The following is a 20,552-nucleotide window of genomic DNA, read 5'->3' on the forward strand; positions in this document are numbered from 1 at the left end:
CCTGCGCCAGCGGAGCCCGCCGCATCCGATGATGGTCACAGACGGCATGAGACATCACGCCATCTACGGAACGCGGCCAGGAGGGCGGGGCACGGTCGGCTGCGACAGCAAAGAAGACGACGGCAGCGTGTCGTCGGGCAAGGTGGAACGCCTCGGTTTGATTGGAGGCCGGTCGTCAGCGCTGGAGGGCCTGGGAAGAGCCGGCGCTGAAGCACAGCCGCCAGAGTCGCAACGACTGCAAAGCGGTTGTCACCGTTGGGTAGAGATCGCAAGCGAGATCAACGTGTCGACACACAGCATGGGTCGAGTCACCCGTGCAGTAGAAGTGGCTGGATGGGTATGAACTTGGAGGTGAGATAGCTTCGAGGCGAAGGCAATCCGCTCGGCGGCGACCAGGGATTCACAGGTTGACATACCGCTCAGGCGGTGAGGCCTTACACGCGTTCGAAGCCCGTCGGGGCTCCTGAATCCGGGGACGGCCGGTCCCTGGCGTGCCGTTGGTCAGGTGTGGTCGAGTTCGGCTTCCAGCGCTCCACGGGCGCAGGTAGCTCGCGGAATATAAGGTCGAGATAGGCATCGACTTCCCCGCGCTGCGGGTCGTCCCCGACGCCGAGACCGTCCATGACCACGGGCTGGACGACCTGCTGGGCACCGACACCGTGATCGTGTTCGCCCGGTCGTCTCCCGAGACCAAGCTGCGGATCGCCGGCGCACTGCGCGCCCAGAGCAAGATCGTCGCGATGACCGACGACAGCGTCAACGAAGCTTCGGCGCTGTATCGTGCCCACATCGGCGCGGTGCCGCTCCCACTGACCATCCTGCAGATCCTGGCGTTCGGCCTCGGCGCCGAGCCTCTGTCCGTCCTGACGTTCGGCCGGAAGCCCGCCGAACCAGGCGTCATGGACCGGCCGCCCCTCCCCTCCTCCGAAGGCGTGATCACCGCGACCTGCTCGTCCGCGCCTGGGGCTATCTTGGCCGCGCTGGTCATGGGCGTGTTCTTCCACGTCCGGTGGCGGGCCGACCGGCCCCGGCAGCCCGCTCCATCACGCCTGTCTGACCGCGACCACTGCGATCTTCGCCGGCTTCGCCGCCTGGACCGGCCACACCTCGCTCCGGCGGATCGGGCTGTTCAACAACCCGTTGCTTCTGGCGGGCATCGGCTTCGAACTCGCCTTCACCGCCGCGCTGAGCTACATTCCGCCGATCCGCCATCTCGTCAGCACCGCCGTCCTCCTCCCTCTACGTACTGGCGCTGCTCGTCTTCCCCGTTATCTCGTGTAGGGCACCGACGAGCTCCGCCGCTGGGCGATCCGCCGTACCGGCGCCCGCTCTCCACAGCCGTGACATCACGCCCTGTGCCCTACCACCCCGAAGATGAAGGCGGCGTAGGCCGGACAGGGCACGCAAGTCGACGCTGCGGGCCGGGAACCGGCCGCCGGCGTGGGGATGCCGCGCTGAGGCCGAGGAACCTGCCCGGGCCAGTGGCCGATCATGAGCGAGCCGCCTCGTAGTCGGGGAGGACGGCCGGGGTGGTCCGGGTCGCCGGGCGCGTAGTGAGGATCAGTACGGTCAGCCCGGCGAAGATGACCGCGGCGATGATGCCGGTGATGTGCAGGCCGGCGGTGAACGCCTCCCGCGCGGTGTGCAGCAGATCCGCGCCCTGCCCGGCGGGCAGGTGCCGGCTGGCAGCGACCGCGTCGGCCAGCGAGTCGGAGGTGCCGTCCATCCGGCTGTGGTAGACCGCCGTGGCCACCACGCCGAGCAACGCGAACCCCAGCGATCCGCCGATGTAGTTGCCGGTCTCCGACATCGATGCCGCCGAGCCGGCGCGCTCGGGCGGCACGGACCCGACGATCATGCCGGTGCCCAGCGCGAACAGCGGGCCGGTGCCCAGCGCCAGGACGGCGATGCCGGTCATCGACAACGGCAAGGAGCCGGGACCGCCGACAGCGACCAGAAGGAGGCTGCCCAGCGCCGATCCCGCCAGGCCGCCGGCGATCGCGGTCGTCTGCTTCACCCGCCGGGCCAGGGCGGGCGCCGCCATGGTGCCGACCGCCACGCCCAGGCCCATGGGTGCGAACAGCATCGCCGAGGCGACCGGCGAGAAGCCCAGCACGCTCTGCAGGTACTGGGTCACCAGCAGGCCCGTACCGGCCATGGCGATGCCGGCGCAGACCAGTGCGATGATGACGGCCGTGAACGGGCGGTTGCGGAACAGCCGCAGGTCCAGCAGCGGTGTCTCCAGCCGCAGTTGCCGGCGTACGAACACGACTCCGATGGCCGCGCCGACGATGAGGGCCATCGCCGGCACGGCCCGCGCGCTCTGGATGGTCAGTCCCTTGATGCCGTACACCATCAGGAGCATCGCCGCGAGCGACAGCCCGACGCTGGCCGGGTCCAGCCGGCCGGCCTGGTCGCTGCGGAACTCCGGCAGCAGGACGGGCCCGGCGAGCACCAGCAACGCCATCGTCGGTACAGCGGCCAGGAACACCGATCCCCACCAGAAGTGCTGGAGCAGGAGCCCGGCGAGCACAGGGCCGAGCGCGCCGCCGGCGAACTGGCAGGTCGCCCAGATCGCGATGGCCTTCCCGCGCTGTCGTTCGTCGCGGAACATGTTGGTGAGCAAGGCGAGGGTGGACGGCGCCAGGGTCGCACCGGCCACGCCCAGCAACGCACGCACGACGATCAGCATCAGCGGGTCGGTCACGAAGGCGGCCACGGCCGACAGCACCGCGAACGCCGCCGCACCGGTGATCAGCAGTCGCCGACGGCCGACCCGGTCGGCGAGGGTGCCCATCGTGATGACCATGCCGGCCACCAGGAATCCGTAGCCGTCGCTGATCCACAGCTGCTGGACGGCGGTGGCGCCCAGGTCGGCGCTCAGCCGTGGTAGCGCCAGGAGCAGCGCCGTGGTGTCCATGGCGACGAGCAGTGTCGGCAGCATGAGGAGCGCCGCTCCCAGCCACACCCGATCGATCCGCATATCCGAGCTCTCCTTCTCTCGACGTTTCGCCGATCGGTCGGAGCGGCCGGGGGCTTCTCGACATCGGTACGGGGGAAAATCTCTGCGAGATTTCCAGCGGGGATGCCAGGAGGGCTGCGAACCCGGCCTGGAGCCCTCCAGCCGTCACGCACGAACGTGAGCTGGTCCACCGGCGGTGACCGATCCGTCCACGCCGTCCTGACGCTGAACGCCGACTCCACCGAGTTCCGCTTCGACATCCGCGGCGTCCCTGCCGAGGCCTCGATGGACCACGCGATCACCGCAACGTGGCCCGCGAAGCCGCCGCGGCGATCACCCCGCTCTGCCCTCGAACGGCCGAGGACGTGAACGCGTGACCGGACTTCCCGCCCTGTGGCCCGAGCGGGTGTGGGCCCACCACAACCTGCACACCCGGCTGGTGTCGGTCCGCGACCCCAGCACCCGCCGCGTCATCGCCTCGGTGCCCGCGTTGCTGCTGCGCCAGGTGACCTTCCACGTGTCACGAAAGCGCCGCCTGGCCGTCATCGAGCGCGGTATCCGCGAGGTCCACGCCCACGTCGCCGGCTCCGCCGGGAGGAACGCGCCGACATCGCCGCGATCAGCCGCCTGCTCGCCAGCAACCTCGACCAGCGTGGACGCCCCAGCGCGTCGTGACCAGTCCCCCGGCCCAGACCGGAGCCCGGCCGGGCCGGAACGTACCGTTCGCGCGACGGCGTTCCCACCAGGAACGCCGTCGTCCGTGGCGGCCAGGGTCACTTCGGGACGAAAAGCCGCAGACGGACACCTCCACTTTCCATGCCGAAGCTCGCGAAGGGCTGGATGATGGCGTTGCGGAACGTGTCGATCCGGGCAGGGAGGACCTTGGCCAAGTGCTCTGCGGCGAGGGTGCCTTCGCTGAGGTCTCTGCCCCCGGCGAAGATGAGGGCCGCTCCGATGGGAAGGCTCTGGATGCCTTTCTTGGCCAGTCCGCTCTCGATGGCATGGATGGCCGCAGAGGTCGCGGTGTCTGAGCCGGTACTGATTTCCTGCACGTCTGCGGAGATCGTCAGTTCGACGAGTCTCATGTTCGCGGCGAGAGAGACGGTCGAGTCGACGCTGGGGGACGACGACGGAGATCCGCCGCTCTTGCGCGCGGCTAGGTTGATGTAGATCCCGCCGATTACCCCCGTGATGATCGCGAAGATCGCGCCCCCAATGCTCACAAGTCGCCCCACCCTCCGCATGCTGCGCAGAGAGAGGCCAGGCGTCCGGTGGCTGTCCGGCCTGGTAGGCGTGTTGGTGCGGACGGCCGAGGCGGTTGTCTGTGCGGTGTCCGGAGCGGGCTGGGTCTCGGCGGACAGTTGCCCGAGGCCGTGTTCCAGGGCCGCGAGGGCGGTATCGGCGTGGGCGAGGCGGTCACGGGCGATCTGCTGATCGGCGGGACCGAGGAGGTCGTCGGAGGGCACGACCGCGCCCGGGGCAGGATCGCCGTCGCCGTCGAGGTCCGGAGTGTCGAGGCCAGTGAGGGTGGCGACGGCCTGCTGGAGCTGACGGGCGGTGCGCAGGCGGAGTCGTTCGGCGATGATCCGCTGGCGTTCGGCCTCGCGGAGCCGCTGCTCGGTCTCGGCTTGGAGCCGGTGAGCGGCCTCCAGTCTTGCCTGGGTCTGAGCAAGCTGTTCTTTGACGGCGCGGAGCTGGTCGTGCAGATCTGAGTAGTGGGCGTTGCCGGCGTTGAGGCGGTCGCGTTCGGCGCGCAAGGCTTCGCGTTCAGCCAGGAGGGTCTGGACGGCGAGGTCGAGGCCGTCACGGAGACCCAGCAACCCGGCGGTCAGAGCATGGTTGCCGGCGACCGACATCTGGACGCGGGCCAGATGATCCTGCTTGGCGGCGATTTCGCTCAGAGTGGCCACGATCTGCCGCATCGGATCGGGGACGCCCTCCAGCCCTTGGCTTTCCCGTCGTTCCCCGTCGTCCTGGTGACGGTCGACTGGGGTGAGCTGGTCCGGGGCGCGACTAGCGGCCTCCCACAGGGGCCGGGCCCGGTCGCTCAAGGTCCGCTGGGCGTGCTGGTCGCCGGGGACGCAGCCGCGCATGAACGCCTCGATGAACTTCCAGTCCGGGCAGCGTCGGCCGCTGAGATTGTCCGAGATTGTCGACCTGCCGTACGGGATTCGCTCGGCGAGGTTCCGCAGGGACTGGCGGTGCTGGTCGGCGACCGTTCTCAGAAATTCCGCCAGGATCCGTGGCTCCAGGTGCTCCCCGTCCAGCGGCCGCCACTTGGCCATCGCCCACGCGCCTTCCTCTTTTGCCCGGACACCTCGGACGTCCGCGATCACATCCCGCACGACCAGCGGCTCCCCCAAGCCTTCGCGCCGGACAAGACCATCACGGCTAAACCCGAAGCATCCAGCACATTCCCACGATGCAAAGGGATTGAGACCTTGACCGCCGAACCCCACACCTCGCACCCCGCCCGACCTACCCCCGAGTCGGGGACCGCCGCCGAGCCGCCGACCCCGGCACCACCCTCTTGTCGCCACCGTCTTCGCCGTCACGGCCGGCGGCTCGGCCAAGCCGCCCTGTACGCCGCCGTCCGCGGCACCGCAGCCGCCCTGGGCACCGCAATCGGAGGCTCGATCATCTACTGGATCAATATCTGGATCACGCACTTCTAGACCCTGTATGGCCGGGCCAACCGAGCCCGGCCATACAGGGGGTGCCAGCGGAATACGGCAAAAGGGGCCGCAGGCTGGCGCTGACCGGACAGAAGCGCGGCTCTGGACGGCGTGCCCGGTGGGAACTGCGCAGCCCATCGACTTGAGCCGCACGGACGCTACGTTGCGGCCCACGCTCGATGCGACTGTCCACAGCCGAAATCCCGAGGCCCCCTCCGCCCTTCCGACCTGCGTGACGATCCTTTTCTGGCGTATCTGGGAAGTGGCCGTTATTTCATCTGAGGAAACTCAGATCAGTGCGCCTGCGGCGGTGGAGTCGCTGGTCACGGCTATGGGGCCGGGGCTAAAGCGGGTGCCGTTAACGAACGTCTCACCAGCCGCAAAACGAGCGCGGGGCCTGTTGAACCTCTGCCGGTGGGACGGGTAGCCGCGCGGCCGTCCCTGCGGAGCGCGTGTTCACGAATTGTTACGGTCGTTGATGTCGCAAAAGGACTCACCGGAAAGATCCCTGGCAGGCATCACGGGCGGGGCGTGACCCCTTTCTGCCGTATGCCGGCCGTCCCCCTACGAGGCCCGGCCCCGCATCACCACCCGCGTCCTGGCCCTGCTGGCCGCCCAGGGACGCATCCGGCGCGGCCGACCGCAGGACAGCTGGCTGTCCAGCCGCTTCCGCTGGACCCCACACCAAGTGTCTGAGAAGTCCCCGATGAGCTGCGAGGTGTGGTCGGGCTTCGCGGCGGGCCGGGCCGGCGGACGGAGGTGAGGGGGTTCAGCTGTTCTTGAAGGGGTTGAGGGTGCGTCCGGCTAGGTAGCCCAGGCGCACGGGCAGGGGCTTCATGGCGACGGCGGAGATCTTGTTGACCAAACCGGGGACGCACACGGGTTTGCCGTTCTGGACGGCGTTCCAGCCTTCGGCCACGACGGCTTCGGGCTGCTGCCACAGGATGCGGGGCAGGCGGTTGGCTTTGTCGCGGGTGCCCATGACGTCGTGGAATTCGGTGCGGGTGAAGCCGGGGCACAGGGCGGTGACGTGGATGCCGTGCGGTTTGAGCTCCATGTCGAGGGCCTGGGAGATGTTGAGGACGTAGGACTTGATGCCGGTGTAGAGCAGGCTGGCTGCGGGCGGGGCGAACGCGGCGACCGAGGACAGGTTGACGATGCGGCCCCAGCGGCGTTCCTTCATGCCGGGGATGACCAGGTGGGCGAGTTCGGTCTGGGCGGTCACCATCAGCTGGATCTCCCCGGCCAGGGTGTCCCAGGGGGTGTCGGCGAACGCGGTCTTGCCCGACAGCCCGGCGTTGTTGATGAGGACGTCGATGTCCAGGCCCTGGGCGTCGGCATAGTCCATGATCGCCTTGGGGGCGGCGGGGTCGGTGAGGTCGGCGGCGAACACCTCATAGCGCCGCCCATCGTGCTGCGATGCCAGCTCCGCGGCCAGTTCCTGGAGGCGGTCGGTGCGGCGGGCGACCAGCAGGAGCTGGTAGCCGCGGGCGGCCAGGTGGCGGGCGAACGTGGCGCCGATGCCGGCGGAGGCGCCGGTGATGAGCGCGGTGCGGGGAGTGGTCATCGGAGGGTTCCTTCGGTCGGGTAGGGGGTGGTGATGGTGAGGAGGCCGCTGCCGGGGAGCCGGGTGATCAGCTCGCCGGGATAGCCGTTGGCGCCGTACCGCAGCCTTCGCGTCACTGGGTGGCTTCCTTTCGGCCGGGCAGTTCACGCGGGCCCGGGGTGAAGCCGCGGCGGACGGTGCCGATGTCACCGCGGTAGGCGCCGACGGGGCCGGTGAGCAGGAAGGGCAGCGGGATGCGGCGCTGGCGTGCGGTGAATCCCCACGTCCCGATGCCCAGGTAGATGCCGGGCGCCGCGCGGCGGACCTCGTCGACCATGTTGATCGCCCCGCACATCGAGGCGTAGGCGCGGTAGATGAGCGTGTAGGCGGGGAGGCCGTCATAGCGCGACGGCGCGATGAGCGTGTGCATCGCATAGCGCTGCCGAACGCGGCCGAACTGGCGGAAGGTGTTGTAGCCGCGCCCGGTCTGGCCGTCGACGGGCCGGAACGCCTTGCACAGCCACGGCGCGAGCGGATTGGACACCGTGGCGCGCCCGGTCACCGAGGCGAACACGCCGGGCTGGGCCAGCAGCCGGGCGGTGTACTCCCCGTCCATCTCCTCGATGGACGGAGCGGGCAGCGTGGCGAAGAACGCCAGCAGCCCGGTCGTGTCCAGCCCGAGCAGCCCGGCGGCCGCGTGGTCGGTCTCCATGGGCCCCTCACTTCTTGAATGATCCTCAAGAAACCTAGCGCCTTCTTGAGGACCGTTCAAGATAGGATGTGGGGGTGCCCCGGAACCGACGCCCCCAGGACCGCGAGGAGAAACGCGAGGAGATCCTCGCCGCCGCCCAGCGGCTGTTCATCGACGACGGCTACGAGTCGGCGTCCATGGGCCAGATCGCCAAGCACGCCGGCGTCACCGTCAACACGATCTACTGGTACTTCCGCGACAAGGACGACCTGCTCATCGCCGTCCTGGACCGCCTGCTGGCCGAAGCCCTCGCCCAGTACGCGACCATCGCCGACCGGCCGCTGGGCGACCGGCTCCTGTGGGCCGTCGACCGGCTCGAACGGCTGCACGGCCTCGTCAACACCGTCCACACCCGCGCCCCGGCCTCACCCGCCGTCCACGCCTGGCACAGCGGCTTCCACGAACTCGCCGACGCCCTGGTCGCCGACGACCTGCGCAACGCCGGCGCCGCCGAAGCCGACCTCCCTGCCATGACCGCGATCGGCACCTTCGTCATCGAAGGCCTCCTCACCCACCGGCGCGACGACGTCGGCAAACGAGCCGTGATCGACCTCCTCGTCCACACGCTCACCACCGTGCCGACCCGAACCTGACCCGAAACCATCACGCCGCACCACGCGGGTCCACATCGCAACGGCGAACGGCGGCAACGCCTCCGCTTCCAGCGGGGGTGTTCAAGGATCGTTCCGATGTTCGTCATCCCCCTGATCGCTGACCGAGGCCGCTGACGACGCGATGTGAACAACCAGCGCAACACCTCCGTAAACCACGCCGCTCCCCGGCACACCACCCAACCGCCCGAGAAGCGCTCGTGAGCACACTGATCACCAGCAGGGAACTCCTCACCACCGGCGACCACTACCACTTCGCCTTCGGTGACGAGACCGCAGCCGACGCCTCCCCTCACGCCCCCGCCCCGCCTACCAGCCAATGGCTTATCCCCGGCAGGCACGAGGTGATGGTCAAAGTCATCGAAGAGCTACCCGGCAAAAAAGATCCGGTTCGAACTGTGGGACGGCCCCGCTCCCGCCCCCGACCCTGGATACGAACTGAGCCAGGCATTCACCCTCGACCTGCCCAACGGCGACATCGGCCTGTACAACGCCGGCGGCTCCCGCCACGTCCTGCAAGTACCAGCAGGCCGCTACCACGGCCGCCTCACCGCATGGAACCGGGAACGCACCGCTCGCGCCTACCGCGAAATCGGCGAGCGCCACAACTTCGACGACCAGGTCCCCGAGTTCGCTCACGCGCAACAAGACCTCACCGGCCAGGAACGCTACCTAGCGCAACTATGGGCTCAGAGCCCATAGCCGGACACTCTGGCCAGAGCATCCCCCTCGCGATATCGCCGATCGGCACGATGATGGCGCTCATGCTGCAAAGACGCCGGTCGGTCGTGGGTCAGGCTGCGCCGCACGGCCATGGCGGCGAACCAATGCTCCAGCGTGGCCTGCATGATGCTGCGGCATGAGTGACAGCGGTGAGCAGTCGCCCTTGGCGGGCGCGGGTTAGTCGCTGCTGCCTGTGACAGGCCAGATCTGGATCAGGTGGCGTTCGGTGTGGAGCCCGGGCTTCGCAGAAGGTTGGAGGGGTCTGTGCCGGCCTCGTGCGGAGATGCGGACCTGGTAGGTGCGGGTCTGCCCGGGGGCGGCGGGCAGGTCTTGGAAGGTGTAGGGGCTGGTCTGGTCGTCTAGGTAGTTGCAGCCTACGGAGGGGCCGGTGAAGACCATGGTGGCCTGTGCGGTCTCCCCAGTTCTCGGGGGCAGAGCTTGCGGGAGCGGCGCTGGGGGCGGGTTCCTGGTCGAGGATGTCCAGGACGGCCTCGACGGCGCTGCGGGGATGGGTGGTGAAGATCGTGGCCATGTGCCTGTCGGCCTGAGCGAGAATGAGGCTGCCCGGGGCACCGGCAGCGGGGGTGTCTGCGGTGTGGCGGTCGCTGCTGTGGTCGGTGAGCCAGTACCGCTCTGTGGGGGTCTCCACGATGAAGTCGGTGCGGGGCAGGGCGGGGTCGGGTGCCCAGGCCGGCCAGGTGAGCTCCTTCAGCCAGCGTTCGGGTTCAGGCAGTGACGGCCACAGCTGGATCAGGTGCCGCTCGATCGCCGGGTCGCCGTCGGTCAAGGAGACGTGCTGGGCTTCGGCGGCGTCCTGGCGGCCGGTCACCCAGTACCAGGCACCGGCTCCTCCTTCAGGGCCAGGGGAAGAGCAAGGTCGAGAAGGAGCGGAAGTTCCTGCGCGGCTGCCGCCTCAAGGGCGACGGCGTGTACCACGCGATGCTCGGCATCGCGCGCCTGCACAACCTGACCCTTGTGGGCTGAGAGGGCGTTCTTTTCCGATCTCCATGTGTGGTTTTCGCTGGTCATGCATGAGGTCGAAGCTGGAGGCCCATCGGGGCGATGCCCCGGGCGTGAAGCGTTGCCGATGGACTACCAGGCGTCGGTGAAGAGCGGAGCGGTTGCCCTGACGGGTCAGGGGGTGAGGGCGTACTCGGTGAAGTGGCCGCAGACGGTGAACCCGAGGCGGCGATAGACAGGTTCTCCGTCGGCGGATGCCTGCAGCACCGCGGTCTGGTAGCCCGCGTCCCGGGCGGTGTGCAGGATGGCCGCGGTGATGGCGCCGCCATAGCCGCGGCGGCGGTCGGTGGCGAGTGTGGCGATGTTGTAGATGCCGGCGACGCCCGCGTGCAGGAAGACCTCGGCCGAGCAGACGGGACGGCCATCGACGTAGCCGACCAGGTAGCGGGCGGGGCAGGCGGCGGCGAGCGCCGAATCGGCGGCGTCGGCAAAGAACTGGCGCACCGTGGCGGCGGGCGGGTTCCAGTTCGCGGCGAGGACCGTGGCGTAGTCGGCGAGCTGTTCCGGGGTGGTGACCGGGCGGATCTCCAGGCCGTCGACGTGCGCGTCGGGGAGGGGGGCGCGCAGGTCCTTCCACATGCCCGCCTCCGTTTCCGACGCCTCCAGGCCGGCGGCCTGAAGATGCTCGGCGAGATCGTCCGGCGTGGAGGCGGGGCCCACCCACCAGGAGAAGGGGCGGCCCGTGGCGGCCAGGGTCCGGGCCGTTTCCGCGGCGCGGGCCAGGGCGGTGCCCGGGGTGAAGCGGGCCGTCGCGACGATGTTGAAGGTGTCATCGTCGAGACCGCTGTCGGCGATCAGCAGGTCGCCGGTCTCCGTGACGGACGCGCCCTTCAGGGTTCGGTGCAGGTGGCAGGCATGCTCGGCGAGATTCTGCTCCATCGCGAGCGGAAGGTCGGATTCATTGGCGGACAGGGTGTGCATGGGTTTCATGATGATCCACCCCAGCACACCGTCCGAGGTGCTCGCAGATCCTTTTTCCGTGCCTGCGAACGGGCTGACCAGGAGCTATCCGCTGGAGACCGGGCAGAGGTCCGGTCGCGCCGTCGCCCGCCGTGCCGAGGAGCGACAGGATCACGATCAGTGCGGGGAACGCCGACAGCAGGGCGTAGTAGGTGAGGGTCACCGCTCGGTCCCCAGGCAGTCGGCGCGGACTTCGGACACCACCCGGCGAATGGTGGCGCGCCTCGCCTCGGAAGCCCTCAACCGAGCCTGGTCCGTAAGAACAACTGTTCCGGATCAAGGCGCCGGTCCCCTCCCCCACAGCACCTCGGGCGATATCGCCATATGCCATGGATGCCTGAAACGCCCGGAGTACCGTGGGGTCATGCGGACGCCAGGTGAGCTGCTGGCCGATCTCTTCACCGACGACACCGACGATCCCGCTCCGTCAGGCACGTTGGGCAGACTCGGCGACCTGGACGTCATCGAGGTCCGCCGGGGCGGCATGGGCGAGGTCCTCATCTGCCGCTCGCAGGTCCTGGACGACGCGCTCGGCGCGGCCTCGGGAACGCTCGCCTACGCCTACAAGTCCTTCCAGCGGCAGTTCTTCTTCAGTCCGCAGGTCCGGTCGGCGTTCCTGCGCGAGGTGCGGCACTGGTCGCGGCTCTCGGGCGTCCCGCACATCATGCCCGTGCTCGGGTTGCGGACCCTCGACGACCGGCCGTTCGTGATCATGCCTGGTATCCGCGGGCCGCTGCGCACGCTGCGCGACGTCATCGACCACCTCGAGCCCGGCCCTTGGTCGGCCGCCTTCCTGGCCGCACAGGTCGCCCTGGGCATGCAGTTGGCCGGTGAGCGGATCGACGGCCTCGTCCACGGCGATCTCAAGCCCGAGAACGTCCTGCTGTTCGACAACCTCGCCTTCGTCTCGGACTTCGGGCTCGCCCGCGCCGCCGGCGAGAACCACGGGCTGACCAGCACTCCGGCCTACCGGGCGCCCGAACTCCTCGCCGGTCCCGCGGCCTCGAGCGTCGCCTCGGACGTCTACGCCTTCGGGGCGATGCTCTGGGAGCTGCTGACCGGCGGCCTCCCCGGCGCCGAGGCGCCCGGGGACGATCCGGGGCTCGCCGAGCTGGCCCGCTCCTGTCTGGCCGAGGACCCGGCGGAGCGTCCGGCGTCGTTCGCGGAGATCTACCATGCGATCCTGCGGATCGCGGGTGACCGGACCACCGGCCTCGTCACGCAGATCATGGAGGCGACGGCGCGGATCCACCACGTGCTGGCGTTCATGGCGCCGCTCCTCACCGCCGCGCGGATGACCAACCTGATCGCGCTCGAGCAGTACGACCTCGCGATCCAGGAGGCCGACGACGCCGCGGAGCCGACGGCGAGGATCCTGTCCCTGCGCGGGCACGCGCTGTCCCTGTCCGATCGCGACGAGGAGGCGCTCGCCGCCTTCGACCAGGCCCTCGCCCTCGGCCCGGACCAGGGGCTGGTCCTGGACTGCGTGGTGGGCCGCGGGCTGTCGCTCAAGCGGCTCGGCCGGTTCGACGAGGCCGCCGAGGTGCTCCGCAACGCCGCGATCGGCCTCCCGGACGGCCTTCGCGCCGAGGTCCTGGTCAACCTGGGAACCGTCCACCTGGAGCAGGGCGAGCCGGCACGCGCCCTTGCGGTCTTCCAGCTGGCCGCAAAGCTGCGCCCCGGCCTCTGGGCGGCCTGGGCCAACGTCGGCCAGGCGCTCGGCAGGATCGGCGATCACCGCGCGGCGCAGTCGGTCTACCGGCATGCGGTGCGGATGGCGCCGCAGGAGGAGATGCCGGCGCTGCTGCTGGCCGCGGTCTGCATGGACCATCTCGGCGAGATAGGCGCCGCCTGGGCCGTGCTGGAACAGATGGATCAGCAGGGGTTGTGGAGTTTCGACTGGGCGGCCCGCTCCTGGGCCTGCCTGCTGACCGACGAGCGGCTCGCCGACCGCGCCGCCCGCTTCGAGCGGCAGATCCGCGAGACCTGGCCCGCCGATGCCGACGCCATCGGCGAGCGGGCCCGCCAGATCCTGGCGGAAATGGAGGTTCCCGACGAGTCCGGAAACGTCCCGGACGACCCCGGCCCCGAACCTCCCGCGGCCAAGCCCTACGCGGACTTCCTGAAAGACCTCCGGGAGAGCATGCCGGAGGGCACCGAGGTGGGCTCGGGCGATCAGAACGGCTTCGAGCCGCCGTCCGACCCCGCCATCGCGGCCGGCTACACCGTCGCCCGGGACGGCCGGTACTTCCTCGGTATCCGCCAATACCAGACGAGCGGCTACCACTGCTTCGACTTCTACGGCCCGTCCGACGACGCCGCCTACCTGGACCGGCTCGCCGACTTCCTCACCCAGGCGGTCACCGCGCTGGAAACCGCGGAACCGGCCACCCGGCGCCGCGAGATCCCGCCCTACTACCATCGATGCCCGGCCTGCGGCGTCCTCGTGCTGACCGACCGGACGCCGGGCGTCCTCCTGCGGTGCCGCGGTTGCGCCCAGAGCGCCCCGACGCAGCCGTTGCGCACCCCCGAGTTCGACGCCCTCGTCCAACGGGCCGCCGAGCACCTCGGATTCACGATCGCGGACGTCTCCGGATACGAGCAGCTCTTCCTCGCCGCACTCGACGACGAGCGGCTGGCCGAGCCGGCGATCATGCTCGCCGCGACGCTCGGTTTCACCCCGGTCGGCCTCCAGGCGCCCGCGCCGCGCGACCTCCTCGGCTGGATCCGCGCGAACCGGAGCCCGACGTTCGGCGACCGCGAAACCCTCGTCGCGCTGCGCAAGACCGCCGCCGACGGCGCGCTGGCCTACCAGGGCGGCGGGACCCCGGATCTGGAGGAGCTGGAGTTCTTCCTGCGCACCACGCTCGGCCTGGTGCTGTCGGCCTCGGTCTTCTACGACCCCGACGGCGGAACCCCGATGGAGATGCGGCTCACCGACCGGCAGGAGGACCTGCTCCAGAGCATCCGGGCGGAGGTCGCGGCCGATCCGCACGACCTGGCGCTGCGGGTGGCGCTGGTCCGCCGGCTCCTCCGCCTCGGCCGGATCCGGGAGGCCCTCGAGGAGGCCGCGGAGTGCACGGAGCGCTGGCCCGAGGCGGCGGAGTCCTGGCTGGCCCGGGCCGAGGCGCAGGCGGCGGAGGGCGTCGCCGCGGAGGCCGTGGAGTCGGTGCGGCGGTCCCTGGCCGCCGATCCGGTGCAGCCCGGCGCCTACCGGCTTCTCGCGACCTGCCTGTTCCTGCTCGGCGACCAGGAATCGGCCGCCGCCGCGATGCATCAGGCGATGGGACTCGGCGGAGGTAGCTGACCAATGGATCCGTCCATGGCGCGCGCGGTCGGCTCCGCCGGTTCCGCGCTCTCGAAGTACGCGGTCCGCGCGGCGCTCGGCACCCCCCGCCGGCGCGCGCTGGAAGGCGTCTACCGGCAGGCGATCGAACATGCCGTCCGGAAGGTCGCGGCCGACGAGGGGACGACCGACTTCGACCTGCAGCACGCGGTGGGGCTCCTGGAACTGATGGTGGGCGCGGCGGCCGAAGGCGACCTTCCGCTGCTCGACTCGGGCGTCGCGGCCGACGGGACGGCGCTGAGCCGGTGGCGGGAGATCGCGTCCGAGCAGGGCCTGGACGCCGGGACCTTCCCCCTCCCCTTCGAGAAGCTCATCGACCACCTCCTGAAGGGTGTGGCCGCCGAGGCGCTGCACACGGCGGTCGACGCCGAGGGCAACGCGCTGTTCCCCGCGGTCGCCGCGGCGCATCTCGCCGACCTGCGGCACAGCATGCGCACCCTGACCCGCACGATCGTCCCGGACGGACGTCTCCGCGCGGCCCTGGCCGCCGCCTACGCCTCCTGCCGTGACCGCGACCGCATGCTCCACACACCCGACGTGCTCCTGGCCCTGATGCACCTGTCGGACGGCTCGGTGACGGCCTGTTTCGAGCGGGTCCGCACGGGGCTGGCGGGGCGGGTGACCGGCTCGCTGGAACGGTTCCAGGCCGCGCCGGTCGACACCTTCCAGCCGTTCGACTGGGTCGAGCGCCCGGAGATGCGGCAGGCGCAGCTGTACGCGTGGGTGCACGGTGCGGCCACCGTCAACGGGCCGCTCCTGCTCCTGGGCGTCCTGGACACCCCGTCCGGCACCCGGGACGCCCTGCTCACCGCCCTCGGCGACGGCGTCGAACCGCTGCGGCTCGCCGCGATCAGCCGGATCGATCCGATCACTCCCGCCAGGACCCCGGGCATCTTCTTCGAGGGGCTCGAGGACGCATGAGCCTGGAGGAGATCTGGCGGGAGGCCGCCGCCGAGAGCCCGGAGGCCCGGCGGTTCCTGGCCGTCCACGAGAGCCGGGCCCTGCCCGTCCGCCCCGACGAACGGCCCGCGGACTCCGCGCGATCCCCCGGCCGGGACGGCTCAGAGCCGTTCATGGCCATCGAGATCGAGGTCCGGTTCGGCCCGTCGATGATCCTGGGCCTGGTGACCGATCCCGAGCAGCGCATCGAGCTCTTCCGCACGCTCACCGACGTCCGGCCGCAGCACTACCGCACCGCCCTCGCCGAGGCGATCATGGAGCTCGCCGACCGGCTCGAGCGGGGCGGTGACCTCGACGGCGCGGTCCGCCGGATCGATGAGGCGATCGAGGTCTCGCGCCGGGTCGTCCGGCGGGACGCCGGGACGATCCTGGCCCGGATGCTGTTCCAGCGGGCGCGAGTGACGCTGCGGATCATCGGCCGCCACGAGGAGGCGCTCCCCTTCCTCCGGGAGGTGGGCATGCTCCCCGCCGACGACGGCACCGTCGAGGCCGCGCTCCGGCTCCGCCTGAAGCTGCTGGATGCCTACAGCCAGGGCGCCCTGATGGAGCGCAACCGCGACGAAGCGGTCGGCTACCTCGCCGAATACGCCGAAGCTCTGCGGGCGGCCGCCGAGCGGGACCCGTCGCACCTCCCCGACTTGGCGATGGCCCTGAACAACATCGCCGGCCAGTGCATGGAGCACGATCGGGAAGAGGGCCGGGCGGCCGCCCGGGAGGCCATCGCGATCCGGCGGAGGCTCGCCGCCGACGATCCGGAGGAGTACCTCCCGGTCCTCGCGGCCGCCCTGCACAATCTCGGGCATCTCAGTTCGCGGTCGGGCGATCTGGAGACCGCCCGGTCGAGCCTGGCCGAGGCCGTCGAGATCCGCCGCAGCCTCGCCCGCATCGATTTCGCGAGGTTCGCTTCCCCACTGCTGCGGTCGCTCAGCAATCTCGTCGTCGCACTGGCGTCGTCCGGCCCGCCCGCGGTCGACGAACTGCTGAGCATCACGACCGAGGCCCGCGAGCTCTCCGAGGCGATCCTCTCGATCGCCCCGGACACCACTCACGACGTCGCGTTCTGCCTGTTCTGGTTCGCCCGAGCCCGCGCGTTCGCGGCAAGCGACCTTCCCGCCGCCCGAACGGCCGTCGACACCCTTCTGACCACCTACCGCCCCGACATCGAGCGTCTCGGCCTGCTCGAGCCGACGAAGCTCCTCGACGAGCACCTCCCCACCCACCCGAGCTGACGCGAGGTCACCTCTGGTCAGCGGCGCACCGGGACGGTCCTTAGCCGCTGGAGACCAGCGGGCTGGCCCGGAGGTCTCAGGTCAGGCGCGACCTTGAACGCGTCGCCGTGGCCGGTGGCCGAGGGGGCATCGAGGACTCGGTAGCGCTGGTAGAACTTGGCGAGGGTGCGCGGCAAGGAGAACCTGCAAACGAGCGTTCTCGGCGACCAGGCCGTCTACTCTTGGCCGCCCATCTGGTTCCGCCAGTACGCCAGGCTGCTGCGGATGCTGTTGGTGCGCGGATGGCCGGGGCCGAGCACTCGTTCCGCGTCGACGAGTAGTTCTGCAAAGGATGTGGCTGCACCCGGCGCATCTCCTGTTTGTCCGCGCCAGAAGGCGACGCTAGAGCGGGCCACAAGGGTCTCGAGATGGTCAGGACCTAGCACCCGCTCCATGTCGGCGAGAAGGGCCTCGAAGGTGGCGGCACCGGTCGGGTCTCCGACTTCGCCTCGCCATCGTGCCAGGTTGCCGCCTGCGATCAGGGTGTCGCGGTGGTCGGGACCCAGCACCCGCTCCATGTCGGCGAGCACCTCCTCTGTCGCGGTGACCGCAGCCGCCGCGTCGCCCGCTTCGCCTCGCCATCGTGCCAGCAGGCTCCGCTGGATGAGGATCAGGTGGTCGTCAGGGCCGAACGCCCGCGTCACGGCAGGGAGCAGCTTCTCCAGTGCTGCGGCTGCTCCCGCTGAGTCACCGGCAGCCCCCAGCCAGTACACGAGGTTGCCGGTGATGGCGACGATGAGGTCGGGATCGGAGCCGGGGTCCAGCACGCGCATCGCGTCCGCGAACAGCTCATGGAATGCGACGATCGCACCCGCCACGTCCCCCGCCAGGCCCCGACACACCGCCAAGTAGTTACGGACGATGAGTACATCAGGGTGGTCGGGACCGAGGTGACGTAAGGCGGTCGCATGCAGGTCGGTGAAGACAGGGATGGCGGTGGTGAACTGCCCGGCCTGGTAGAGGCTGTCGGCGGCGTGGATCAGCACCGTGGGGAGACCGTCGGCGGAGTTCCACAGCGCGGTACCGGCGGCTTGGCCGAGGGCGGCGGTGTTGGCGCGAAGGATCCGGCTGAGCTCCTCGAACTCGGGCTTTGCCTCTGGCCACACATGAAGGAGCGCGTCTGCGGCAGTGTCAGCGAGAGCCGCGAACAGTTCGGGGCCGAGATCCGGCTGGGCGGCGAGGTTTTCGCGGGTGGCGCGTTGCACGAGTTGGTGGACGCGGACTTCGTGGTGGATCGCGCTGCGGTCGTGGTCGATCAAGCTGTACCGGTGCAGCGTCCGCAACGCCTTGCCCACCATTGCCGCGTCGACTGCTTGGGCTCGGATCGGTTGGTGGCTGGTGAGGTGGTCCAATGCGGGCGGGCTGGACAGGACGGTGTGGGGTATCCCCGCGGAATCCAGCACGCTGGCCAGTTGCAGGACCGGTTTGGCGAGTCCGGCCGGGTGGGCGGCATCGGCCTGGTCGATGGACAGGTTCCAGGTGGCGGTGACGATCTGCTGGTGGTCGTCTGTCAGGTGCCCCTCCTCGGGGACCACGTCCTTCAGCAGTTCGGTCGCCAGCAGATTCCGGTAGTCCCCCGGGGTGATCTCCATGTTGGCGATGTAGGCGGCGGCCTGGGCCAGCGCCAGCGGCAGATGTCCCAGGCCACCGGCCAGCGCCCTGCGGTCGGCGGCGTCAGCGCGTTCTTCGAGCCTGGCCCTGAGATAGGAGTCGGCTTCCTGGGGGGTGTAGATGCCGATCTCGAGGAAGTGGTGATCGGCGCGGGCCAAGGCGGCCTCGCGCAGCCGGGTGGTGACCACTACCCGGCCACCGGCCGCCGAGGTGCCGGCGGGCGGCCACAGCCCGTTCACATCCGCCGGGCGCTGCACGTCGTCCAAGACCACCAGCCAGCGGCGGTCGGTCGTGGTCTCCGCCCACACCAGGAACTTCTCGGCGGCCTTCCTGGCGTCCTCGTGGCCGGCCGGGACCAGGCCTAGTTCCCTCGCCGTCTCGGCATAGGCGGAGATGATGCCGTCGCGCGACCTCGCGTTCACCCACACCAGCACCTCGACCCCGGTCTTCCAGGCGTCGCGAGCGTAGGCGGCCGCCAGCTGGGTCTTGCCGACCCCGCCCATCCCCGCCAGCACCTGCGTCAGCGCCACCGTTTCGCCTGCCCCTGCCGCCGCCCGCATCCGCTCGGCGACCTGGCGGTCCTGGAAACAATCGGCCGGCCGCGGGATCCGACCGACGCGGATCCGCTCCAGCACCAACGACCTCGGCCCCGGCGGATGCTCACGGTGCGGACGGCCGCCGCTCTTACGCTCGGCCCGCGCCCGCCCCCGAACCCTCTCCCACCAGCCATCATCGGCGCAGATGAACTCCGGCGCCCGCTCCCGGGCCCGGTGTCTCAGGAACACCACCAACCAGCCCGCGACCGCCGGATCGGCAGGAACGCGGCGGCCGTTCAGCCACTCGCTCCACGACGACGACGTCACCCTCAACGGAGGCCTCTGCGCCTTGGCCTGCCGCTCGATCGTCTCACCGGTCGGTTTACCGGCCGCCGTCCACAACTCCCGCAGCGCCTGCGCCCACACCTGCGTCCAATCCAGCGGTTCACCCACGACCGTGCCCTCTTCCTGATCGCCCCGGATCCGGCCAAGCCCCCTCCGGAAAACCCGAGGCGCGCCCGGCGACCCAGGTCACCAGCGTGTCCCGCCTTGACCCCCGACAGAAGACAAACCGGAAAACCCGCCGGACAAGGTCAATCGGTGGCACCAGGCCCCAACACCGGCAGCGGGCCGCCACCGAAAGGAACAACCGCCATGTCCCGACGTACCTACCTGCGCCGCCTCGCCGACATCGCCGCCCGGGCCGCCATCCGCGGCGCCGCAACCGCCGCCGGCACCAGCCTCGTCGCCCTGCTGTCCTGGTGGATCACCCGCCACTGACAGACCACCACAAAGCGGTCCGTGCACGCCTAGATCGTTGATGGGAAGTTGCCGAACCTGGTGCGGACACGATGAAGGGCGCCCATGGTCGGTGCGTGAAGACTGATCTGGACGCCCTTCTGACCGCACTCTAGGTTCATCTGGACGATCACGTCCTGCCTTCGCCGCGACAGCGGCAGCCGGGGCCGGCCCCGGCTGCCGACCGATGCCGAACTGGTCTGCGTGGCCCACTCCAAGATGATGCGGGCCTGATGAACGGCCGGATCGGCGCCGATGGCGTCGTAGGCGGCTTGGGCGTGGGTGAGGAAGTATTCGCCGAGCTGGCGGGCGTCGGCGAGGGTGGCGGCGGTGAGGGGATGTTCTGCGGCGCGAGTATGTGGGTGGCGATGTGCAGCAGTGCGGCCAAGCGGACCACGACACCGGTCCACTCCCCCATGTAGGCCAGGTCACCGGTGCCCGGGGCCAACCGGAGTTCGATCGTGCCGAGCAGGTCGGTGACGGCGTCGTGGGCCTCGGCAGTGCGGGTGAGGCTGATCGGACGCCGTGCGGGCGTAGTCGTCCGCCAAGTGCGCAGGTACGGGGTCGGGTCGGGTGTTGCAGCGTCCGAGCAGGGATTCGGGCATGGACACCAGCAGGCGCCCGAGCAGGCCCTGCTCACGGAACTCGGGGGTGTCGCCGAGTTCCGTGAGCACCCCCGGCTGCAGATACACCCCGATGGTGAGGGTGGCGGCGTCGATGCGCTCGGACGCGCGCCCGATGCGTTCGATGCGGATTTCCTCACCCGCGCGCCCAGACAGCACGGC

Annotated in this window: 15 protein-coding genes and 1 pseudogene; 8 read left to right on the forward strand and 8 right to left on the reverse strand. The window is 70.1% G+C overall.

Annotated elements, in window-relative coordinates; genetic code table 11:
- Nucleotides 1-740 precede the first annotated feature (740 nt).
- Nucleotides 741-1,511: a cation-translocating P-type ATPase C-terminal domain-containing protein gene (locus tag ACRB68_RS42770; RefSeq protein WP_407924284.1), complete on the forward strand. Its 771-nt coding sequence runs from the start codon at nucleotides 741-743 to the stop codon at nucleotides 1,509-1,511.
- On the opposite strand, the gene ACRB68_RS00495 is transcribed toward ACRB68_RS42770, so the two are convergent.
- Nucleotides 1,490-2,983: an MFS transporter gene (locus ACRB68_RS00495; protein WP_153530359.1), complete on the reverse strand. Its 1,494-nt coding sequence runs from the start codon at nucleotides 2,981-2,983 to the stop codon at nucleotides 1,490-1,492. The genes ACRB68_RS42770 and ACRB68_RS00495 overlap by 22 nt on opposite strands.
- A gap of 385 nt (nucleotides 2,984-3,368) precedes the next feature.
- Between ACRB68_RS00495 and ACRB68_RS42940 the strand changes: the two genes are divergently transcribed.
- Nucleotides 3,369-3,806 (forward strand): hypothetical protein, encoded by a 438-nt coding sequence (locus ACRB68_RS42940; RefSeq protein WP_456356034.1) that lies wholly within the window; start codon nucleotides 3,369-3,371, stop codon nucleotides 3,804-3,806.
- Here ACRB68_RS42940 and ACRB68_RS00500 read toward each other — a convergent pair.
- The 3 genes from ACRB68_RS00500 to ACRB68_RS00510 all read right to left on the reverse strand — a co-directional run bounded on the left by ACRB68_RS00500 (nucleotide 3,736) and on the right by ACRB68_RS00510 (nucleotide 7,895).
- A complete protein-coding gene (locus tag ACRB68_RS00500; protein ID WP_153530360.1) occupies nucleotides 3,736-5,307 on the reverse strand; it encodes a helix-turn-helix domain-containing protein in 1,572 nt (523 codons plus the stop codon). The two genes, ACRB68_RS42940 and ACRB68_RS00500, sit on opposite strands and share 71 nt — an antisense overlap.
- A 1,099-nt stretch (nucleotides 5,308-6,406) precedes the next feature.
- A complete protein-coding gene (locus tag ACRB68_RS00505) occupies nucleotides 6,407-7,204 on the reverse strand; it encodes an SDR family NAD(P)-dependent oxidoreductase (protein WP_153530361.1) in 798 nt (265 codons plus the stop codon).
- Between the two features lie 112 nt (nucleotides 7,205-7,316).
- Nucleotides 7,317-7,895, reverse strand: coding sequence for a hypothetical protein (locus ACRB68_RS00510; protein WP_153530362.1), 579 nt, complete (start codon nucleotides 7,893-7,895; stop codon nucleotides 7,317-7,319).
- A gap of 74 nt (nucleotides 7,896-7,969) precedes the next feature.
- On the opposite strand from ACRB68_RS00510, the gene ACRB68_RS00515 reads away from it, so the two are divergent.
- Both ACRB68_RS00515 and ACRB68_RS00520 read left to right on the forward strand, forming a co-directional pair.
- Nucleotides 7,970-8,527 (forward strand): TetR/AcrR family transcriptional regulator, encoded by a 558-nt coding sequence (locus ACRB68_RS00515; protein ID WP_328593563.1) that lies wholly within the window; start codon nucleotides 7,970-7,972, stop codon nucleotides 8,525-8,527.
- A 1,623-nt stretch (nucleotides 8,528-10,150) separates the two neighbouring features.
- Nucleotides 10,151-10,252, forward strand: a pseudogene (locus tag ACRB68_RS00520) (IS5/IS1182 family transposase); the annotation flags it as partial.
- A 150-nt stretch (nucleotides 10,253-10,402) separates the two neighbouring features.
- On the opposite strand, the gene ACRB68_RS00525 reads toward ACRB68_RS00520, so the two are convergent.
- Nucleotides 10,403-11,209: a GNAT family N-acetyltransferase gene (locus ACRB68_RS00525; RefSeq protein WP_235958687.1), complete on the reverse strand. Its 807-nt coding sequence runs from the start codon at nucleotides 11,207-11,209 to the stop codon at nucleotides 10,403-10,405.
- A gap of 403 nt (nucleotides 11,210-11,612) precedes the next feature.
- On the opposite strand from ACRB68_RS00525, the gene ACRB68_RS00530 reads away from it, so the two are divergent.
- From ACRB68_RS00530 to ACRB68_RS00540, 3 genes are all read left to right on the forward strand, one after another.
- A complete protein-coding gene (locus tag ACRB68_RS00530; RefSeq protein ID WP_194293159.1) occupies nucleotides 11,613-14,555 on the forward strand; it encodes a protein kinase domain-containing protein in 2,943 nt (980 codons plus the stop codon).
- 15 nt (nucleotides 14,556-14,570) lie between these two features.
- A complete protein-coding gene (locus ACRB68_RS00535) occupies nucleotides 14,571-15,515 on the forward strand; it encodes a hypothetical protein (RefSeq protein ID WP_153530364.1) in 945 nt (314 codons plus the stop codon).
- A gap of 152 nt (nucleotides 15,516-15,667) precedes the next feature.
- On the forward strand, nucleotides 15,668-16,783 hold the full coding sequence (locus ACRB68_RS00540; protein ID WP_194293160.1) for a hypothetical protein: 1,116 nt from the start codon (nucleotides 15,668-15,670) through the stop codon (nucleotides 16,781-16,783).
- A 215-nt stretch (nucleotides 16,784-16,998) separates the two neighbouring features.
- Here ACRB68_RS00540 and ACRB68_RS00545 read toward each other — a convergent pair whose 3' ends face one another.
- A complete protein-coding gene (locus tag ACRB68_RS00545) occupies nucleotides 16,999-19,422 on the reverse strand; it encodes a tetratricopeptide repeat protein (RefSeq protein WP_153530366.1) in 2,424 nt (807 codons plus the stop codon).
- Nucleotides 19,423-19,623: 201 nt separating this feature from the next.
- On the opposite strand from ACRB68_RS00545, the gene ACRB68_RS41900 reads away from it, so the two are divergent.
- Nucleotides 19,624-19,749: a hypothetical protein gene (locus ACRB68_RS41900; protein ID WP_268890256.1), complete on the forward strand. Its 126-nt coding sequence runs from the start codon at nucleotides 19,624-19,626 to the stop codon at nucleotides 19,747-19,749.
- 29 nt (nucleotides 19,750-19,778) lie between these two features.
- Here the strand turns inward: ACRB68_RS41900 and ACRB68_RS00550 are convergent, their stop codons facing one another.
- On the reverse strand, nucleotides 19,779-20,177 hold the full coding sequence (locus ACRB68_RS00550) for a hypothetical protein (protein WP_153530367.1): 399 nt from the start codon (nucleotides 20,175-20,177) through the stop codon (nucleotides 19,779-19,781).
- An 18-nt stretch (nucleotides 20,178-20,195) separates the two neighbouring features.
- Nucleotides 20,196-20,549 (reverse strand): DUF3987 domain-containing protein, encoded by a 354-nt coding sequence (locus ACRB68_RS42775; RefSeq protein ID WP_194293161.1) that lies wholly within the window; start codon nucleotides 20,547-20,549, stop codon nucleotides 20,196-20,198.
- Nucleotides 20,550-20,552 lie beyond the last annotated feature (3 nt).

This window comes from Actinomadura macrotermitis, from assembly GCF_009604375.1.
In the GTDB taxonomy this organism is placed as follows: Bacteria; Actinomycetota; Actinomycetes; order Streptosporangiales; family Streptosporangiaceae; genus Spirillospora; species Spirillospora macrotermitis.

Coding starts and splice junctions, on each gene's coding strand:
- ACRB68_RS42770 (WP_407924284.1), top strand. CDS start 741: ATGACCGACGACAGCGTCAACGAAGCTTCGGCGCTGTATCGTGCCCAC.
- ACRB68_RS00495 (WP_153530359.1), bottom strand. CDS start 2,983: ATGCGGATCGATCGGGTGTGGCTGGGAGCGGCGCTCCTCATGCTGCCG.
- ACRB68_RS00505 (WP_153530361.1), bottom strand. CDS start 7,204: ATGACCACTCCCCGCACCGCGCTCATCACCGGCGCCTCCGCCGGCATC.
- ACRB68_RS00510 (WP_153530362.1), bottom strand. CDS start 7,895: ATGGAGACCGACCACGCGGCCGCCGGGCTGCTCGGGCTGGACACGACC.
- ACRB68_RS00525 (WP_235958687.1), bottom strand. CDS start 11,209: ATGCACACCCTGTCCGCCAATGAATCCGACCTTCCGCTCGCGATGGAG.
- ACRB68_RS00530 (WP_194293159.1), top strand. CDS start 11,613: ATGCGGACGCCAGGTGAGCTGCTGGCCGATCTCTTCACCGACGACACC.
- ACRB68_RS00535 (WP_153530364.1), top strand. CDS start 14,571: ATGGCGCGCGCGGTCGGCTCCGCCGGTTCCGCGCTCTCGAAGTACGCG.
- ACRB68_RS00540 (WP_194293160.1), top strand. CDS start 15,668: ATGGCCATCGAGATCGAGGTCCGGTTCGGCCCGTCGATGATCCTGGGC.
- ACRB68_RS41900 (WP_268890256.1), top strand. CDS start 19,624: ATGTCCCGACGTACCTACCTGCGCCGCCTCGCCGACATCGCCGCCCGG.